Annotated in this window: 14 protein-coding genes; 12 read left to right on the forward strand and 2 right to left on the reverse strand. The window is 67.4% G+C overall.

What is annotated here, in order from left to right; translation table 11 throughout:
- Positions 1–39: 39 nt before the first annotated feature.
- The 6 genes from AC1DS6_RS13255 to AC1DS6_RS13280 all read left to right on the forward strand — a co-directional run bounded on the left by AC1DS6_RS13255 (position 40) and on the right by AC1DS6_RS13280 (position 5,827).
- Positions 40–1,761 carry a proline--tRNA ligase gene (locus AC1DS6_RS13255; protein WP_441625604.1) on the forward strand — a complete coding sequence of 574 codons (1,722 nt, stop codon included), beginning with the start codon at positions 40–42 and terminating at the stop codon, positions 1,759–1,761.
- Between the two features lie 5 nt (positions 1,762–1,766).
- A complete protein-coding gene (locus AC1DS6_RS13260; RefSeq protein ID WP_035875556.1) occupies positions 1,767–2,525 on the forward strand; it encodes a lytic transglycosylase domain-containing protein in 759 nt (252 codons plus the stop codon).
- Positions 2,522–3,484 (forward strand): 2OG-Fe(II) oxygenase, encoded by a 963-nt coding sequence (locus AC1DS6_RS13265; protein WP_441625602.1) that lies wholly within the window; start codon positions 2,522–2,524, stop codon positions 3,482–3,484. The genes AC1DS6_RS13260 and AC1DS6_RS13265 overlap by 4 nt, the downstream gene beginning before the upstream one ends.
- Positions 3,484–4,332: a helix-turn-helix domain-containing protein gene (locus AC1DS6_RS13270; protein WP_441625600.1), complete on the forward strand. Its 849-nt coding sequence runs from the start codon at positions 3,484–3,486 to the stop codon at positions 4,330–4,332. Before AC1DS6_RS13265 ends, AC1DS6_RS13270 begins: the two co-directional genes overlap by 1 nt.
- A gap of 84 nt (positions 4,333–4,416) precedes the next feature.
- Entirely contained in the window at positions 4,417–5,073 is a 657-nt protein-coding gene (locus AC1DS6_RS13275) for a LysE family translocator (protein ID WP_441625598.1), read from the forward strand.
- A 133-nt stretch (positions 5,074–5,206) separates the two neighbouring features.
- Entirely contained in the window at positions 5,207–5,827 is a 621-nt protein-coding gene (locus AC1DS6_RS13280) for a LysE family translocator (protein ID WP_441625596.1), read from the forward strand.
- Here AC1DS6_RS13280 and AC1DS6_RS13285 read toward each other — a convergent pair.
- Together AC1DS6_RS13285 and ffh are read right to left on the reverse strand one after the other, a co-directional pair.
- Positions 5,811–6,353: a hypoxanthine-guanine phosphoribosyltransferase gene (locus AC1DS6_RS13285; RefSeq protein WP_441625594.1), complete on the reverse strand. Its 543-nt coding sequence runs from the start codon at positions 6,351–6,353 to the stop codon at positions 5,811–5,813. The genes AC1DS6_RS13280 and AC1DS6_RS13285 overlap by 17 nt on opposite strands.
- Before the next feature lie 79 nt (positions 6,354–6,432).
- The gene (ffh, locus tag AC1DS6_RS13290) at positions 6,433–7,827 is read right to left on the reverse strand and encodes a signal recognition particle protein (protein ID WP_441625592.1); all 1,395 of its coding nucleotides are present in this window, start codon (positions 7,825–7,827) and stop codon (positions 6,433–6,435) included.
- A 103-nt stretch (positions 7,828–7,930) separates the two neighbouring features.
- Here ffh and AC1DS6_RS13295 point away from each other — a divergent pair, with 103 nt between their 5' ends.
- The 6 genes from AC1DS6_RS13295 to AC1DS6_RS13320 all read left to right on the forward strand — a co-directional run bounded on the left by AC1DS6_RS13295 (position 7,931) and on the right by AC1DS6_RS13320 (position 17,073).
- The gene (locus AC1DS6_RS13295; protein WP_441625590.1) at positions 7,931–8,863 is read left to right on the forward strand and encodes a cytochrome C assembly family protein; all 933 of its coding nucleotides are present in this window, start codon (positions 7,931–7,933) and stop codon (positions 8,861–8,863) included.
- Positions 8,864–8,870: 7 nt separating this feature from the next.
- Positions 8,871–9,146 carry a PP0621 family protein gene (locus tag AC1DS6_RS13300; RefSeq protein WP_441625588.1) on the forward strand — a complete coding sequence of 92 codons (276 nt, stop codon included), beginning with the start codon at positions 8,871–8,873 and terminating at the stop codon, positions 9,144–9,146.
- Positions 9,143–11,212 carry a sensor histidine kinase gene (locus AC1DS6_RS13305; protein ID WP_441625586.1) on the forward strand — a complete coding sequence of 690 codons (2,070 nt, stop codon included), beginning with the start codon at positions 9,143–9,145 and terminating at the stop codon, positions 11,210–11,212. The genes AC1DS6_RS13300 and AC1DS6_RS13305 overlap by 4 nt, the downstream gene beginning before the upstream one ends.
- A 97-nt stretch (positions 11,213–11,309) precedes the next feature.
- Positions 11,310–13,019: a sigma-54-dependent transcriptional regulator gene (locus AC1DS6_RS13310; RefSeq protein WP_441625584.1), complete on the forward strand. Its 1,710-nt coding sequence runs from the start codon at positions 11,310–11,312 to the stop codon at positions 13,017–13,019.
- Positions 13,012–13,629, forward strand: a complete 618-nt coding sequence (gene ampD, locus AC1DS6_RS13315) for a 1,6-anhydro-N-acetylmuramyl-L-alanine amidase AmpD (RefSeq protein WP_441625582.1) — start codon at positions 13,012–13,014, stop codon at positions 13,627–13,629. The genes AC1DS6_RS13310 and ampD overlap by 8 nt, the downstream gene beginning before the upstream one ends.
- 501 nt (positions 13,630–14,130) lie before the next feature.
- The gene (locus AC1DS6_RS13320; RefSeq protein WP_441625580.1) at positions 14,131–17,073 is read left to right on the forward strand and encodes a ribonucleoside-diphosphate reductase subunit alpha; all 2,943 of its coding nucleotides are present in this window, start codon (positions 14,131–14,133) and stop codon (positions 17,071–17,073) included.
- Positions 17,074–17,086 lie beyond the last annotated feature (13 nt).

Genomic DNA, 17,086 nt, shown 5'->3' on the forward strand with positions numbered 1-17,086 from the left:
ACCCGCCGGGGCGGGCATGGCCTCACGAGAAAGCAACGGATGAAAGCCTCGCAATTCTTCATTTCCACCCTCAAGGAAGCCCCCTCCGACGCGGAAATCGTGTCGCACAAACTGATGATGCGCGCCGGCATGATCAAGAAGCTCGGCGCGGGCATCTATAACTACATGCCGGTGGGCCTGCGGGTGATCCGCAAGGTGGAGGCCATCGTGCGCGAGGAAATGAACCGCGCCGGCGCGGTCGAGCTGTCGATGCCGGTGATCCAGCCGGCCGAGCTGTGGCAGGAAACCGGCCGCTGGGACAAGATGGGCCCGGAACTGCTGCGCCTGAAGGATCGCAACGAGCGCGATTTTGCCGTGCAGCCCACCTCCGAAGAGGTGGTGACGGATATCGCCCGCAGCGAAATCCGCAGCTACAAGCAGCTGCCGGTCAACTTCTACCAGATCCAGACCAAGTTCCGCGACGAACGCCGGCCGCGCTTCGGCATCATGCGCGGGCGCGAATTCACCATGAAGGACGCCTACTCCTTCGACCGCGACGCGGCGGGGCTGAAGGTCTCCTACGACAAGATGTTCAACGCCTACGTGCGCATCTTCCAGCGCTTTGGCCTGGAATTCCGTGCCGTGGCGGCGGATAACGGCGCCATCGGCGGCTCCGGCTCGCACGAGTTCCATGTGATCGCCGATACCGGCGAAGACGCCGTCGTCTATTGCCCCACCTCGGACTACGCCGCCAACATGGAAGCGGCCGAAGCCCTGCCGCTGCTGGCGCAGCGCGCCACGCCGGCCGAAGACATGGTCAATACGCCCACCCCGGGCAAGGCCAAGTGCGAGCAAGTGGCCGAACTGCTTGGCATTCCGCTGGCGCGCACGGTCAAGTCGATCGTGCTGGCCACCGACAGCGAGGCCGGTTCGCAGATCTGGCTGCTGCTGCTGCGCGGCGATCACGAGCTCAATGAGATCAAGGCCACCAAGGTGGCCGGCCTGGCCGAGTTCCGCTTTGCCACCGAGTCGGAGATCGTCGAGACCTTCGGCACGCCCCCTGGCTACCTCGGGCCGATCAACACCAGGAAGCCCGTCAAGGTGGTGGCTGACCGTACCGTGGCCAATATGAGCGACTTCGTCTGCGGCGCCAACGAAAAGGATTACCACCTGACAGGCGTCAACTGGGGCCGCGACCTGCCCGAGCCGGTGGTGGCCGACCTGCGCAACGTGGTGGCGGGCGATGCCTCGCCGGACGGCAAGGGCACGCTGGAAATCTGCCGTGGCATCGAGGTCGGTCACGTGTTCATGCTCGGCACGCGCTACTCGGAGTCGATGAGCGCCACGTTCCTGGATGAGAACGGCAAGACCCAGCCCATGCAGATGGGCTGCTACGGCATTGGCGTGACCCGTATCCTGGGCGCCGCCATCGAGCAGAACTTCGACGAGCGCGGCATTATCTGGCCGGCGGCGATCGCCCCGTTCGCGGTGGTGATCTGCCCGGTTGGCTACGACCGCTCCGAGGCCGTCAAGGCCGAAGCCGACCGTATCCATGCAGAACTGCTGGCGGCCGGCGTCGACGTGATCCTGGACGATCGCGGCGAGCGACCCGGCGCCATGTTCGCCGACTGGGAGCTGATCGGCGTGCCGCACCGCGTGGTGGTAGGCGACCGCGGCCTGAAGGAAGGCCGGGTCGAATACCAGGGCCGCCGCGACGCCGAAGCGACCCAACTGCCGGTCGCGGACGTGGTTGCCCACGTGCGCGGACTGCTGTCCGCCTGAACGCCATGCGCCTCCCGCGCCTGCAGGACCTGACCCCGGACCGCCGCCTGCGCCTGGCGCGGGCCGGCGCCGGCTTGCTGCTGGCGTTGAGCGCCGCCGCGCACGCGGGGGCGCAAAAGGAGGAGGACCTGGCGGATTCGGTGCGCGGCGCGCTTGCCGCGGCTATCGCGGATAGCCGTCCCCTGCGCCCGGCGTTCGCCACCGGTGGCGAACAGCTGGCGTATATCAAGTGGCTGGAGGAGATGTCGCACCGGCTCGCGGGGCGTATCCCGGAGCCGCAGGTGCGCATCGAACTGATCGAGACCGCCTACTACGAAGCCAAGCGCGCCGGGCTGGAACCGGCGCTGGTGCTCGGTCTGGTGCAGGTCGAGAGCAACTTTCGCAAGTACGCGATCAGCTCGGCCGGCGCCCGCGGGCTGATGCAGGTGATGCCATTCTGGGTGCGCAGCATCGGCGATGGCGACTCTCGCAAGCTGTTCCACCTGCAGAGCAACCTGCGCTACGGCTGTACCATCCTGCGGCACTATCTCGACCGCGAGCAGGGCGACCTGTTCCTGGCGCTGGGCCGCTACAACGGCAGCCGGGGCCGCCCCGACTACCCCAACGCAGTGCTGGCGGCCTGGAAGCGCTGGCAATACTCCGAAGCCACCGTTACCGTGGCCGGCGATCCCGAAACGGGCACGGCCACCCGCAGCCGCGTGCTGCCGCCCGAAGCGCCGTCGCGCAATCCATTCTCGCCGCAGCGCCTGGCCAACCCCTCATGAGCAATACACCCGGCACGCCCGGTAGCACCGGCAAGGCGGGCTACACCAGTTCCTCCGCGGACCTGGAGCGCTGGCTGCGGCGCCATATCGGGCAGGGCTTCGGCGCCGAGGCGCTGGTGCAGTCGATGTGTCAGTCGGGCTACGACCAAGCCTTCGCACAGGCCACCGTGGCTGCTGCGCTGGCTGTCGCGGCGAGGGCAGAGGCGCGCGGGACCGCAGCCGACACCGCCGCGGAGATGGCGGCCGAGCTTGGCATCGACAAGCCCGCCGGCAATGCTGGCGAATGTGCCGGCGGCAAGGGCCAGGCCGGCGCGCAGCCCGGGCGCAACGCGGCCCATCATGCCGGGCGCGAGATTCCCATCCTGTTTACTCTCGCGGCGCCGCGCGTCACCCTGTTTCAGCATTTGCTGACCGATGCCGAGTGCGATGGCCTGGTGGAGCTGGCGCGCGGTCGCCTGGCGCGTTCGCCGGTGATCAACCCCGATACCGGCGACGAGAACCTGATCGAAGCGCGCACCAGCCTGGGCGCGATGTTCCAGGTTGGCGAGCATCCGCTGATCGAGCGCATCGAGGACTGCATCGCCGCGGTGACGGGGATTGCGGCGGATCGCGGCGAGGGCTTGCAGATCCTCAACTACAAGCCTGGCGGCGAGTACCAGCCGCATTACGACTATTTCAATCCCCAGCGGCCCGGGGAGGCGCGGCAACTAAGGGTGGGCGGGCAACGTGTGGCCACCCTGGTGATCTACCTGAACAGCCCGGCAGCCGGCGGTGCCACCGCTTTTCCCAAGCTTGGCCTGGAGGTGGCGCCGGTCAAGGGCAATGCCGTCTATTTCAGCTATCGCAAGTCCGACGGCTCGCTGGATGAGCGCACGCTGCACGCCGGCCTGCCGGTCGGGGCGGGCGAGAAATGGATCGCCACCAAATGGCTGCGCGAGCGGCCGTACCGGAGCGAGTGATGCGCCGCTGCGGCCGCGCCGGCACGGAGCAGGCCTGTTACTGGTTCGATCCGGCCATGCCCTATGTCGAAAGCCGCCGCGCCAGCGACAGCGGCGCCGCCTACCTGCCGCATACCCATCCCACCCTGTCGATCGGCGCCGTCGATGGCGGCCACAGCATATTCAGTACGGAAACCGAGTCGGTGCGGCTCGCTGCAGGCGATGTGGTCGTGATTCCGGCAGGCCAGGTGCACGCCTGCAACCCGGAGCCGGATGGGCGCTGGAGCTACCAGATGTTGCACCTGGACCAGGCCTGGGCCGGCGCGGTGGTGGAGGCGCGCGGCGCCGGGCAGGCGTTGCCGGCGGCGCTGGCACGGGTGCGCGTCACCAGCGCGGCCGACACCTATGCCGGCCTGTGCCGCCTCAACCATGTGCTGTTCTCCGCGGCTTCCATCGCGCAAAAGGAATCCATGCTGGCTGGCTTCGTCGCTGCGCTGTTCGGCTGCGCCGACCGGCGCCAGGCGGTGCGCGCGCCGCGCCCGCCCGGCACGCCCGAGGCTCGCCTGGCTGGCCTTGTGGCGATCCTGCAGGCGCGCCACGCGGAAACGCTGCCGCTGGCCGAACTGGCGCGCGGCGCCGGCATGAGCCGCTACCAGCTGATCCGTGCCTTCCGCGCCGAGGTCGGCATGACGCCGCATGCCTATCAGCTGGACCAACGCATCAACCATGCGCGCCAGTTGCTGCGGGCGGGCGGGGCGCCCGCCGAGATCGCCCAGGCGCTGGGCTTTTCCGACCAGAGCCATTTCCAGCGCGCGTTCAAGCAGCGTGTCGCGCTGACGCCGCGCGGCTACCAGCGCCGCGCCGGCTGAGCCTCCGCACGCAATTTTCTCCAATACGCGCCACTACCTCGCAGCCCACACTTCGTGCCCATCACAAGACACGAAAGGACTGGCGTGGACTTTCCCCTCGATTCCGGCTTCGGCCAATTTGCCATGGTGGCGGGCGCGCACTTTCTCGCGCTGCTCAGTCCGGGCCCCGATTTCTTCCTGGTGGTGCGCAGCGCGCTGGTGCATGGCGTGGGACGTGCCAGCGCGGTATGCCTGGGCATTGCGCTCGGCAATGGCGTGTTCATCGGCCTCGCCATTGCGGGCCTGGCCGCCACGCGTACCAGCCAGGGCGTGTTCGCGGTGTTGCAGTGGGCCGGCTGCCTGTACCTGGCCTGGCTCGGCTGGCGGTTGCTGAGCGCCCGCGGCGAGACGCGGATGCCGGGCGCTGACGGCCCGCAGGCGCATGGCGCCGGCCACGCCGCCTACGCGGCGCAACTCGCCACCGGCTTTCTCTCCGCGGTGCTCAACCCCAAGAATGCATTGTTCTACGCCAGCCTGTTTTCCGTACTGGCTGGCACGCGCACGCCGCTGCCGGTCCAGCTTGGCTACGGTGCCTGGATGTTCGCCATGGTGTTCGGCTGGGACGTCCTGGTGGCCTGGGGCGTGCGCCATCCGCTGGTGCGGGCGTGTTTTGCCCGCTCGGTGCGCGGTGTCGAACGTGCCACCGGTGTCATCCTCTGGGGCATCGCGCTGGCCGTGGCAGTCAATGCGGCGAACCCGTGAAGCAGCCCGATGCGGGGTGCCATTGGCGACACGCAAAGGCGTATTGCCAGTTTTCTGGTTAACTGTACCGGTACTGTACTGTTCCCCGTGGCTAGACTGCCATCATTCCCTTTTGCATGCGATGGAGTCAGTCATGGCCGTGCCCCAGCTTGTCGCCGGATCCGGCGTGTTTGCCGCGTTCTGCGCGTTCGCCCTTGTGTCCTCGATCACGCCGGGCCCCAACAACACCATGGTGCTGGCCTCGGGCGTGAACTTCGGTTTCGCCCGCACCGTGCCCCATGTGCTGGGCATCAGCGCCGGTTTCGGCTTGATGGTCGCGGTGGTCGGACTCGGCCTGGGATCGCTGTTCGCGGCATTGCCGTGGACCTGGCAGGTACTTCGCGTCGTGGCTGCGCTCTATCTCACCTGGCTGGCATGGAAGCTGGCGACGTCGGGCGGCGTGCAGGACCAGGAGGTGGGCAAGCCCATGGGATTCCTGGCTGCGGCCGCGTTCCAGTGGGTCAACCCCAAGGCGTGGGTGATGGCGGTGGGCGCGTGCAGCACCTACGTGCTGCACGGCAATGTCTGGCTGAATGTGTTGCTGCTCTCGGGGTTGTTCGCCGTGATCAACCTGCCCAGCGTGGCGATGTGGGCGGTGTTCGGATCGGCCTTGCGGCGCTGGCTGGCGCAGCCGCGGGTGCTGCGCCTGTTCAACGTGGCGATGGCGCTGTTGCTGCTGGCCTCGCTGTGGCCGATCCTTAGCGCAAGGCCCTGATGGCGGGCAGGTTGCGCCAGTAGCCGTGGGCGTCCATGCCGCAACCGAATACATAGCGTTCCGGCACAGTGAAGCCGCAGAAATCCGGGTGCATGGGTTTGGGTTTCTGCAACACCTTCTCGCACAGCACGGCTGCGTAGACGGCGGTGGCGCCCATGTCCATGATGCGCTGGCGGATGGCGGCCATGGTTTCGCCTTCATCCAGGATGTCGTCCAGCACCAGCACCGTACGGCCCTTGACCGACTCGCGCGGCGCGACGCGCCATTGCATCTCGCCGCCCACCGTCTTGTTGTTGTAGCGCGAGAGGTGGATGTAGTCGAATTCCAGCGGGAAGGCCAGCTTGGGCAGCAGCATGCCGGTGAAGACCACCGCGCCGCCCATTACCGACAGCACCAGCGGGAAGGTGTCGCCCATCTTTTCCGTGATCTCGCCGGCCATGCGGTCCAGCGATTCCTGGACGGCTTGCGCGCTGACGATTTCCTCGGAGTTGGCCCACAGTTCGCGGGCCTGTTCGACGGTCATCATGATGTGGATCCTGTCTCTGTCTTGATCTTTTGCGGGTGAAACGGCGGCGCCGGGAAAGGGCGCCGCCACGCCGGATGGCTTAGCGGTTGAAGAGTCCCTTCATGCCGCCCTTCATCGCGCCCATCGAGCGCATCATCTTCATCATGCCGCCGCCCTTGAGCTTCTTCATCATGCTCTGCATCTGGTCGAACTGATTGAGCAGGCGGTTGACTTCCTGCACCGGCACGCCGGCGCCGGTGGCGATGCGGCGCTTGCGGCTGGCCTTGATCAGTTCCGGCTTGGCGCGTTCGGCGGCGGTCATGCTGTTGATGATGCCTTCCATGCGGCGCACCTGCTTTTCGGCCACGTCCATGTTGGCGCCCTGGGCTTGCTGGGCGAACTGCGCCGGCAGCTTGTCCACCAGGCTGCCCAGGCCGCCCATCTTCTTCATCTGGCCGATCTGGGCCTTGAAGTCTTCGAGGTCGAAGTCGCCCGTCTTCTTGATCTTCTTGGCCAGCTTCTCGGCGGCTTCCATGTCCACGCCGCGCTGGGCTTCCTCGACCAGGGCGAGGATGTCGCCCATGCCCAGGATCCGCTGGGCCATGCGATCGGGGTAGAAGGGCTCCAGGCCATCGAGCTTTTCGCCAACGCCGACGAACTTGATCGGGCGCCCGGTGATGTGGCGCACCGACAGCGCGGCACCGCCGCGCGCATCGCCGTCCAGCTTGGTCAGCACCACGCCGGTCAGCGGCAGCGCGTCATGGAAGGCACGCGCGGTGTTGACCGCGTCCTGGCCCAGCATGGCGTCGACCACGAACAGGGTTTCGACCGGCTTGATCTCGGCGTGGAGAGCGGCGATTTCCTGCATCATCGCTTCGTCGATACCCAGGCGGCCTGCCGTATCGACGATCAGCACGTCGTGATAATGCTTGCGGGCCCAGTCAACCGCCGCGCGGGCGATGTCCACCGGCTTCTGGTCCGGCTCGGAGGGGAAGAAATCGGCGCCGACCTGCTCGGACACGGTCTTGAGCTGGGCGATGGCGGCGGGCCGGTACACGTCGCACGACACCGTCAGCACTTTCTTCTTCTTGTTTTCCTTGAGCCACTTGGCCAGCTTGCCCACGGTGGTGGTCTTGCCCGCACCCTGCAGGCCGGCCATCAGGATGATGGCGGGCGGCTGCACCGCGAGGTTCAGCTCGCCGCTCTTGTCGCCGGCGGCCAGGCTTTCCTCGCCACCGATGACGGCGGTCAGCTCGCGCTGCACCACGCCAACAAGCGCCTGGCCCGGCGTCAGGCTGGACACCACGTCTTCGCCGAGTGCCTTTTCCTTCACGCGGGCGATGAATTCGCGCACCACGGGCAGGGCGACGTCGGCCTCCAGCATGGCCAGGCGCACCTCGCGCAGCATTTCGGCGGTATTGGCTTCGGTCAGGCGAGCCTCGCCGCGCATGGTCTTTACGACCCGCGCCAGGCGTTGAGTGAGATTGTCCAGCATGGCAGAAGTCCGGGGGATAGGGCTTGATCGAGGCTTGATGCGGGCTCGGGACCCGGCTCAAGCGGGGCGCCACCGGGACGGGGCGCTAAGGTAAACTGTGCAAATGGCCATTGTACTGTATGCCTTGACGGCACTTCTCTATTGCGGCCTGGCCTATCACGGCTGGGCGACGCGCAACCCGCAGCTATCGGCTGCCGGCGCCGGCGGCGCCATCGGGGGCGCGGCGACCACCGTGTTGCTGCAGGGCGGCGGGGGCGCCGGCGGACGCGGCGAGGACCGCCCGGCCTGGTGGCATGTGCTGATGCTGGCCGCGGTGGCCAGCCACGGCCTGCTGCTGCACGAAACCATCTTCCCGGCCGACCGCATGGTGTTCGGCTTTGCCTTCGCGCTGTCGGCCATGTTGTGGCTGGGCGTGGGCATCTACTGGATCGAGAGCTTCTTCTTCTCGCTGGCCGGTCTCGGCCTGATCGTGATCCCGGTGGCGATGCTGGCCAGCCTGATGCCGCTGGCCTTTCCCGGTGCGCAGATCCTGGGCTATGCGGCGCGGCCGTTGTTCAAGCTGCACTTCATCATCGCCAACGTGGCCTACGGCCTGTTCACGCTGGCAGCCTTCCATGCTTTCCTGATGCTGCTGGCTGAACGCCGCCTGCACGGTTTCAACCGCTCGCCCCAGATCGGCCAGGCCAGCGAGCCGGCGCAATGGATAGGCCGCTGGCTGGACCTGCTGCCGCCGTTGCTGACGCTCGAAAAACTGCTGTTCCGCCTGATCGGCGCCGGCTTCGTGCTGCTGACGCTGACGATCCTGTCGGGCCTGCTGTTCTCCGAGCAACTGTTCGGACGGGCCTTCCGGCTCGATCACAAGACCGTCTTCGCGCTGCTGTCGTGGGCGATGTTCGCCGGCATCCTGGCCGGACGTACCTTTTATGGCTGGCGCGGGCGCACCGCGCTGCGCTGGGTGATCGCATCCTTCGGCATCTTGCTGCTGGCCTATGTCGGCAGCCGCTTCGTCATCGAAGTCATCCTGCACCGACTCTGAGGCCGGCATGGCACGCATCTTCCTGGTCCTGGCCGTGGTGCTGGGCTTCTTCTGGTGGCTTCGCCAGCGCGCCGAGGCGCGCCAGCGGGAGGATCGCGCCGCCCGGCATGGTTCCGCGCAAGGGTCGCAAGGCCGCACCCAGCCCGCGCAGGAACCCATGGTGCAGTGCGCGCAATGCGGCGTGCACCTGCCGCTGGGCGAAGCGATCGCCTATCGCGGCCTGCACTACTGCCGGCGCGCCCACCTGCCTGCCGACAGCGATCCGGACAGCCCGGCCGCATGAACGGTAGCATCTCGTTCTGGTCCCGCCTGAATGCCTGGCGCGCCGTCACCGCACTGTGGCGCCAGTTGGAGCCTCCCGAATTCCACTGGCGCCTGCTGCGCTATTTCAGCTGGACGCGGCTGGCGGTGGCCGTGCTGCTGCTGGGTTACGCCTGGCTGCCGGCGCAGCGCGGCGATACCGAGCGGGTCGCGCAGGGGTTGGGCAACGGCCTGGCCGCGCTGCCGCTGGCCGTGCCGTATGCCGGGGTGGCGCTGGCGATGGTGATCGCGACGCTGTGGTGGCGCCGCGGTTTTCATCTGCGGGTGCGCTTCCAGGTGCTGGCCGACCTTGTCCTGCTGGGCCTGATTTTTCTCGCGCAGGGCCACCGCGGCGAGGGATTGGCCATGATCTTCCTGCTGCCGGCGCTGCAGGCCGGCGCGCTCACCAGCCTGTTGTTCGCGCTATTCACCGCGGCGGTCTCGGCGCTGGTGGTGATGAGCGCCCCCTTCGCGCAGACCCTGCTGCTGCGCCAGGCGGACACTGGCCTGCTGGGCTCGGGTTTGTATGGCCTGGTCTTCATGATCGCGGCCTCGCTGATGTACCTGCTGGCCAACCGCCAGCTTGCGCAGGAGCGGCTGGCGCTGGCGCGCGAGCAGGAGCTGCGCCTGCAGCAGCTGGTCAACCGGCTGATGGTCAACGACATGCAGGATGGCGTGATGCTGCTGCGCGCCAACGGCGTGGTGGTGGCGGCCAACCCGGCCGCGGTGGTGCTGTTGGGCGTGCAGCCCGCCGAACGGGGCAAGCAGACGTCCACGCCGGCTACCGGGCGCGACGCGCTGTTCGACCTGCGCCAGATTCCCCGCCTGCAGCCGCTGATGGAGATGCTGCGCGACTGGGTGCGCAGCAAGGATGACGCGCCGCGCATCCTGCAATTGCTGCCGCTGCCTTCGCGGCCCTCCTCGGGCCGGGGCCCCATCCTGCATACGCGGCTGCGGCTGCGCTTCCTGCTGCCGGGGCTGGCCAGCCTGCGCTCGACCTTTGCATCCTCGCTGTCGGTCTCGCTCGGGGCGCAGAGCGCCATGAACACCGGCACCTGGAACGACCTGTCGCCCGAGGCGGCGGCGCGGCTGCGCCTGGCCATCGCGCAGAGCGAGGCCATGGCCTGGCGCCCGGAGGACGAGGCCCTGCTGCGCAGCGAGATGCGCGATACGGTGCTGGTGCACATCGAGAGCTGGGAACGCATCGCCGAGCAGGTGCAACAGGAAAAACTGGCCGCCATGGGGCGGCTGGTGGCGAGCGTGGCGCACCAGATCCGCAATCCGCTGGCGGCCATCAGCCAGGCCAGCGAACTGCTGGCCGAGACCAGCCGCCGGGGCGTGCGTCCCGGCGAGGCGGGGCGGCCCGAAGGCGATGTGGATGCCCGGCTGCTGCGCATCATCCACGACAATGTGCGCCGGCTCGACCAGGTGGTGTCGGACGTGCTGCAGATGTCGCGCCGCCCGCGCACCGAGCGCTCTGCCGTGGACCTGAACCAGGCCCTGCCCGAGATCATCAGCCGCTGGCGGCTGGAGATGCGCTCGCGCTCCGTCAACGACGATCCGGTCGGCGCGCGGCGCGTGCCGCGGCCGGCGGAGATCAACGCCAATGCGGTGCGGCTCACGGTGGATGTAGCGCGCCCGGTCATCTTCGATCCGTCGCAGCTGCAGCAGGTCCTTGGCAACCTGCTCGACAACGCCTGGCGCTATTGCAGCCGCCTGCCCGGCGCGATCCGGCTGCTGGCCCACGCGCTGGACCAGCACCACGTCGAGCTGATCATCTGGAACGATGGCGTCGAGGTGTCGCGCGAGCACCAGCGCACGCTGTTCGAGCCATTCTTTACCAGCAACGCCCAGGGCACCGGCCTGGGCCTGTTCATGGCGCGCGAGCTATGCGGCGCCAACGACGCCCAGGTACGCTACGGTACGATTTCACTTGACGCGCTGCTGGCGCAGACCGGCATGCTGGCGCCCGCGGCACGCGATACACTGCCGGCCAAGGCCTTTGTCCTGACCCTGCGCATCGACGCGCCGGACAACGCGGGCGGCTGAGCCGCGCTGCCGCCGCGAACGGTTCGCCAGGCCGTCAGCCAGGCCGCCGCGCGCCAATGCACCAATTCCACTTCGCCAGACCGCCAGACGCAGACCCATGCTCCTCAAGACGCCAGGCCCCGATCCGATTCTCGTCATCGACGACGAGGCCGACCTGCGAGAACTGCTCGATATCTCGATCCGCCGCATGGGCCACGACGTGGTGCTGGCTGGCTCGCTGGCGGAGGCGCGCCAGCAGCTAGCCGCGCGCCGCTATAGCCTGGTGCTGACCGACATGCGGCTCGGCGACGGGCTTGGCATCGATATCGTGCGCCAGCTCTCGAGTGCGCCGGAACGGGTGCCGGTCGCCGTGATCACAGCCTATGGCAGCGCCGACAACGCCGTGGAGGCGCTCAAGGCCGGCGCGTTCGACTACATCGCCAAGCCGGTCTCGCTGGACCAGTTGCGCAGCCTGATCCTCAATGCGCTGGGACGCCAGCAGCGTGACGGCGCCGAGGGTGCCGGCGCGGTTGTGCGGGAGAGCGCGGACCGCGCGGCCAGCCTGCTGCCTGGCCATTCGCCGGCCATGCATGAGGTGCGCCGCTCGCTGTCCCGGCTGGCGCGCAGCATGGCGCCGATCGTGATCAGCGGCGAGTCCGGCAGCGGCAAGGAGCGCGCCGCGCGCGCCATTCACGCGGTGAGCGCGCGCGCCGCGCATCCCTTTATCGCGGTCAATTGCGGCGCCATCCCCGAAACCCTGATGGAATCGGAGTTCTTCGGCCATGTGAAGGGAGCCTTCACGGGCGCCGACGCCGAGCGCGGCGGTTTCTTCCAGGCCGCCAACGGCGGCACGCTGCTGCTCGACGAAGTGGCCGATCTGCCGCTGGCGATGCAGGTCAAGCTGCTGCGCGTGCTGCAGGAGCGGCGCGTGCGCAAGATCGGCGCGAGCCGCGAAGAGAGCGTGGATGTACGGGTGCTGTGCGCCAGCCACAAGGATCTCTCCGCGATGGTCGCGTCCGGCCAGTTCCGCCAGGATCTGTTCTACCGGCTCAACGTGCTGGCGCTGCGCGTGCCGACGCTGCGCGAACGGCACGAAGATATCCCGGTGCTGGCGGGCGCCATCCTGGAGCACCTGGCGGTGCGCTACGGCGATCCCCATCCCAAGCGGCTTTCGGCGGCCGCGCTGCAACGCCTGTCCGACTATTCGTTCCCCGGCAACGTGCGCGAACTGGAGAACCTGCTGGAGCGGGCCTACGCCTTCGCGGAAGGCGAAACCATCGAGGTGGACGACCTTGGCCCGCTGGACGCGGGCACGGGGTATTCGGCCTTGCCGCGCCCGCCTGCCTCTGTGTCTTCGGCGGACGCGGCGCCCTGGGCGGCGCCTGTCGCCTACCCAGGGGCCGGCGCGCCACCGCCGCTGCCTGCTGTGCCGGCAGCGCCGTCCGGTCTCAGGCCGGATCTCCAGCATGAAGCGCCGCCGGAATCCCGATCCGGCGCGCACGCGGCTGCGCTTTCGCAGCCAGCGGCGCCAAGCCTGGGCGATGGGGAGGGAGCGGCTTGCCGCGCGACCTTCCCGATCGACCTGACCGGCCGCCTGGAAGCGCTTGAGCGCGACCTGATCCTGCAGGCGCTGCAGCAGACCGGTTTCAATCGCACCGCCGCCGCGCCGCTGCTGGGCCTGAGTTTCCGGCAATTGCGCTACCGCATCCAGCAACTTGGCATCCGCGAGGGCCGCGACGACGCGGCCGACGGTGCCGACGCCAGCGAAGCGATGCGCGACGGCCCGATGGGTGGGCTGCTGGCCGCCGATGGAGAGCGCGATGCCTGAGCACGACAACGGCAAGATCGCGCCCGGGCCTGGATTCCACCCGGATCCGGCCGGCTGGGTGCCCGCGGCGCGCCGCGTTCCGTCGCCCAACTTCGACGCCCGGCCCGCGCACATGCCGGTCGACCTGGTGGTGATCCACAATATCAGCCTGCCGCCGGGCCAGTTCGGCAGCGGCGATATCGAGGCCTTCTTCCAGAACCGCCTCGACCCGTCCCGCCATCCTTTCTTCGCGACGATCCATCAGGTGCGGGTTTCGGCGCATTTCCTGGTGACGCGGGAGGGCGAACTGGTCCAGTTCGTTTCCTGCCTGGACCGGGCCTGGCATGCCGGCCAATCCGAGTTCTTCGGGCGGCCGCGTTGCAATGACTTTTCCATCGGCATCGAAATTGAAGGCAGCGACGACCAGCCTTTCGCGTTGGCCCAATACCACACCACCTCCGCGCTGGTGCGTGCCCTGCTCGGCGCTTATCCGGTGCGCGCGGTGGCGGGGCACAGCGATATCGCACCCGGACGCAAGACCGATCCTGGCCCGCATTTCGACTGGGCCGGCTTTGCCGCCGCTGCTGGCGTGGCTCCGGGGCAGTTGCCTTACCGCAAAGACCAGCCTTGAAGCAAGCCTCAATTGCGGGGCCTGGGGGATAGCGTGAATCTGGGGAAAACCCTGATAAAGTCCGCGCCTATCGGAGTGGCCAGCTCAATCAAAAAAATTTCGCGTCACAGTGCGGTAACGCACCGTCGGGCGGGATCCCTTGAGTCGCTTGGGTTGGCGGGTTTGGCGCAGCGCCGCATGCTGCGCCCGCACCAGAAATCGCGCCAAAAAAGCGCTTGTCAAGACTGGTGAATCCGCCCCATTTCACTATACTTAGTCCAGTTTTTCGCATCGACCACTAGATCTAGTGGTGCTTTCGGGGAGCCGGCCTAGGTGTGCAGTTTCCGCCGCAGCAATGGCTGCGGTCCGCCGAAGGGCCGGCGCATCACAAGAGTCCCAGCAGAATCCAGCAAAGCAGCGCGCCCTCCCGGGTAAGACCGGCCGGCGTGTCAGAGCCTTTTTGCGCATTTTGCCCGGGACTCTTTGTCACTCATAAAACACGGGTCAGAACAGGAGTTCCTCATGCAGACAGCCCAGAACGACATTTCCACCGGCGCCGCCGCCGCCGGTGCAGCAGCGAACGCGCAGTCGAGCCCCGCTACTGCCGGCGCTGGCAGCTACCAGGATTACAAGATCATCCGCCGCAACGGTGCCGTTGTGGCGTTCGAGCCGAGCAAGATCTCGGTGGCGGTGACGAAGGCCTTCCTCGCCGTCAACGGCGGGCAGGGTGCCGCTTCGGCGCGTGTGCGCGAAGTGGTCGAGCAAGTGACCCAGAACGTGGTCCGCGCCCTGCTGCGCAGCCGCCCCAACGGCGGCACCTTCCATATCGAGGACGTGCAGGATCACGTGGAACTGGCGCTGATGCGCTCGGGCGAGCATGAAGTGGCCCGCTCCTATGTGCTGTACCGTGAAAAGCGCACCCAGGAGCGCGCCCAGGCCAATGCCCAGGCAGTCGCCCGCGTGCAGGAAGGCGGCGTCACGTTCAACGTGACCGATGGCGGCGTGGCCCGCGTGCTGGACCTGAACGCGCTGCACGGCCTGATCGACAATGCCTGCTCGGGCCTTGGCGACGCCGTGAGCGCCGAGCCGATCCTGAAGGAAACGCTGAAGAACCTGTACGACGGCGTGCCGATGACCCAGGTCTACGACTCCGCCATCCTGGCCGCGCGTACCCTGATCGAGAAGGACCCGGCCTACAGCCAGGTCACCGCGCGTATCCTGCTGCACACCATCCGCAAGGAAATCCTGGGAGCCGAAGTCACCCAGACCGAAATGGTGTCGCGCTACGCCGAATACTTCCCCAAGTTCATCGCCCGCGGCATCGAAGCCGAGCTGCTGGACGAAAAGCTGGCCACCTATGACCTGGCCCGCCTGGGCGCCGCACTGGACGCCCAGCGCGACTTCCAGTTCAACTACCTGGGCCTGCAGACCCTGTACGACCGCTACTTCCTGCACATCGACGAAACCCGCATCGAAATGCCGCAGGCATTCTTCATGCGCGTGGCGATGGGCCTGGCACTGGGCGAGAAGGACCGCGAAGCACGCGCCATCGAGTTCTACCAGCTGCTGTCGTCGTTCGACTTCATGTCGTCCACGCCGACCCTGTTCAACTCGGGTACCCGCCGCTCGCAGCTGTCGTCGTGCTACCTGACCACCGTGTCGGACGACCTGGAAGGCATCTACGAAGCGCTGAAGGAAAACGCGCTGCTGTCGAAGTTCGCCGGCGGCCTGGGCAACGACTGGACCAATGTGCGCGCCCTCGGCTCGCACATCAAGGGCACCAACGGCAAGTCGCAAGGCGTGGTGCCGTTCCTGAAGGTGGTAAACGACACCGCCGTGGCGGTCAACCAGGGCGGCAAGCGCAAGGGCGCGGTCTGCGCCTACCTGGAAACCTGGCACCTGGACATCGAGGAATTCCTCGAGCTGCGCAAGAACACCGGCGACGACCGCCGCCGCACCCACGACATGAACACGGCGAACTGGATTCCCGACCTGTTCATGAAGCGCGTGATGGAAGGCGGCGAGTGGACCCTGTTCTCGCCCGCCACCTGCCCGGACCTGCACGACCTGGTCGGCAAGGCCTTCGAGACCGCTTACCTGGGCTATGAAGCCAAGGCCGCCAATGGCGAGCTGAAGCTGTTCAAGAAGGTTCCCGCCATGCAGCTGTGGCGCAAGATGCTGGGCATGCTGTTCGAGACCGGCCATCCCTGGATCACCTTCAAGGATCCTTGCAACATCCGCAGCCCGCAGCAGCACGTGGGCGTGGTGCACAGCTCCAACCTGTGCACGGAAATCACGCTCAACACCAACGACAGCGAAATCGCCGTGTGCAACCTGGGTTCGGTGAACCTGGTTGCCCACCTGAAGCAGCAGGCCGACGGCACCCAGGTGCTCGACCACGCCAAGCTCGAGAAGACCATCCGCACCGCGATGCGCATGCTCGACAACGTGATCGACATCAACTACTACGCCGTGGAGAAGGCCCGCAACTCCAACCTGCGCCACCGTCCGGTCGGCATGGGCATCATGGGCTTCCAGGACTGCCTGCACATGCTGCGCCTGCCGTACGCCAGCGACGCCGCCGTGCAGTTCGCCGACACCTCGATGGAAGCGGTGTGCTACTACGCCTACCGCGCCTCCAGCGAGCTGGCCGAGGAACGCGGCCGCTACAGCACCTATGAAGGCTCGCTGTGGGATCGCGGCATCCTGCCGCAGGACTCGCTCAAGCTGCTGGCCGAAGAGCGCGGCGGCTACCTGGAAGTGGATCACTCCTCGACCATGGACTGGGACAGCCTGCGTGCGCGCATCAAGCAGCACGGCATGCGCAACTCGAACTGCATCGCGATCGCGCCGACGGCAACGATCTCGAACATCATCGGCGTGTCGGCCTGCATCGAACCGACCTTCCAGAACCTGTACGTCAAGTCCAACCTGTCGGGCGAGTTCACGGTGGTCAACGACTACCTGGTGCGCGACCTGAAGGCGCGCGGCCTGTGGGACGAAGTGATGGTCGCCGACCTGAAGTATTTCGACGGCAAGCTGGCCCGCATCGACCGCATCCCGCAAGACCTGCGCGATATCTACGCAACGGCCTTCGAAGTCGAGCCGAGCTGGCTGGTGGAAGCCGCCAGCCGCCGCCAGAAGTGGATCGACCAGGCTCAGTCCCTGAACATCTACATGGCCGGCGCCTCGGGCAAGAAGCTGGACGACACCTACAAGCTGGCCTGGCTGCGCGGCCTGAAGACTACGTACTACCTGCGCACGATGGCAGCCACCCACGTGGAGAAATCCACGGTGTCGCGCGGCTCGCTGAATGCCGTGTCGTCGGGTAGCGACGGTGGCATCGGCGCCGCCGGTATCGACCAGGCCGCCGCCTCCGCACCGGCCATGCCGGAAGCCGAGGGCGCGGTCTGCACGATGCGCCCGGGCGACGCTGGCTTCGACGAGTGCGAAGCCTGCCAGTAAGTCATTACCTGCC

It is taken from the genome of Cupriavidus sp. 05L310 (assembly GCF_056398185.1).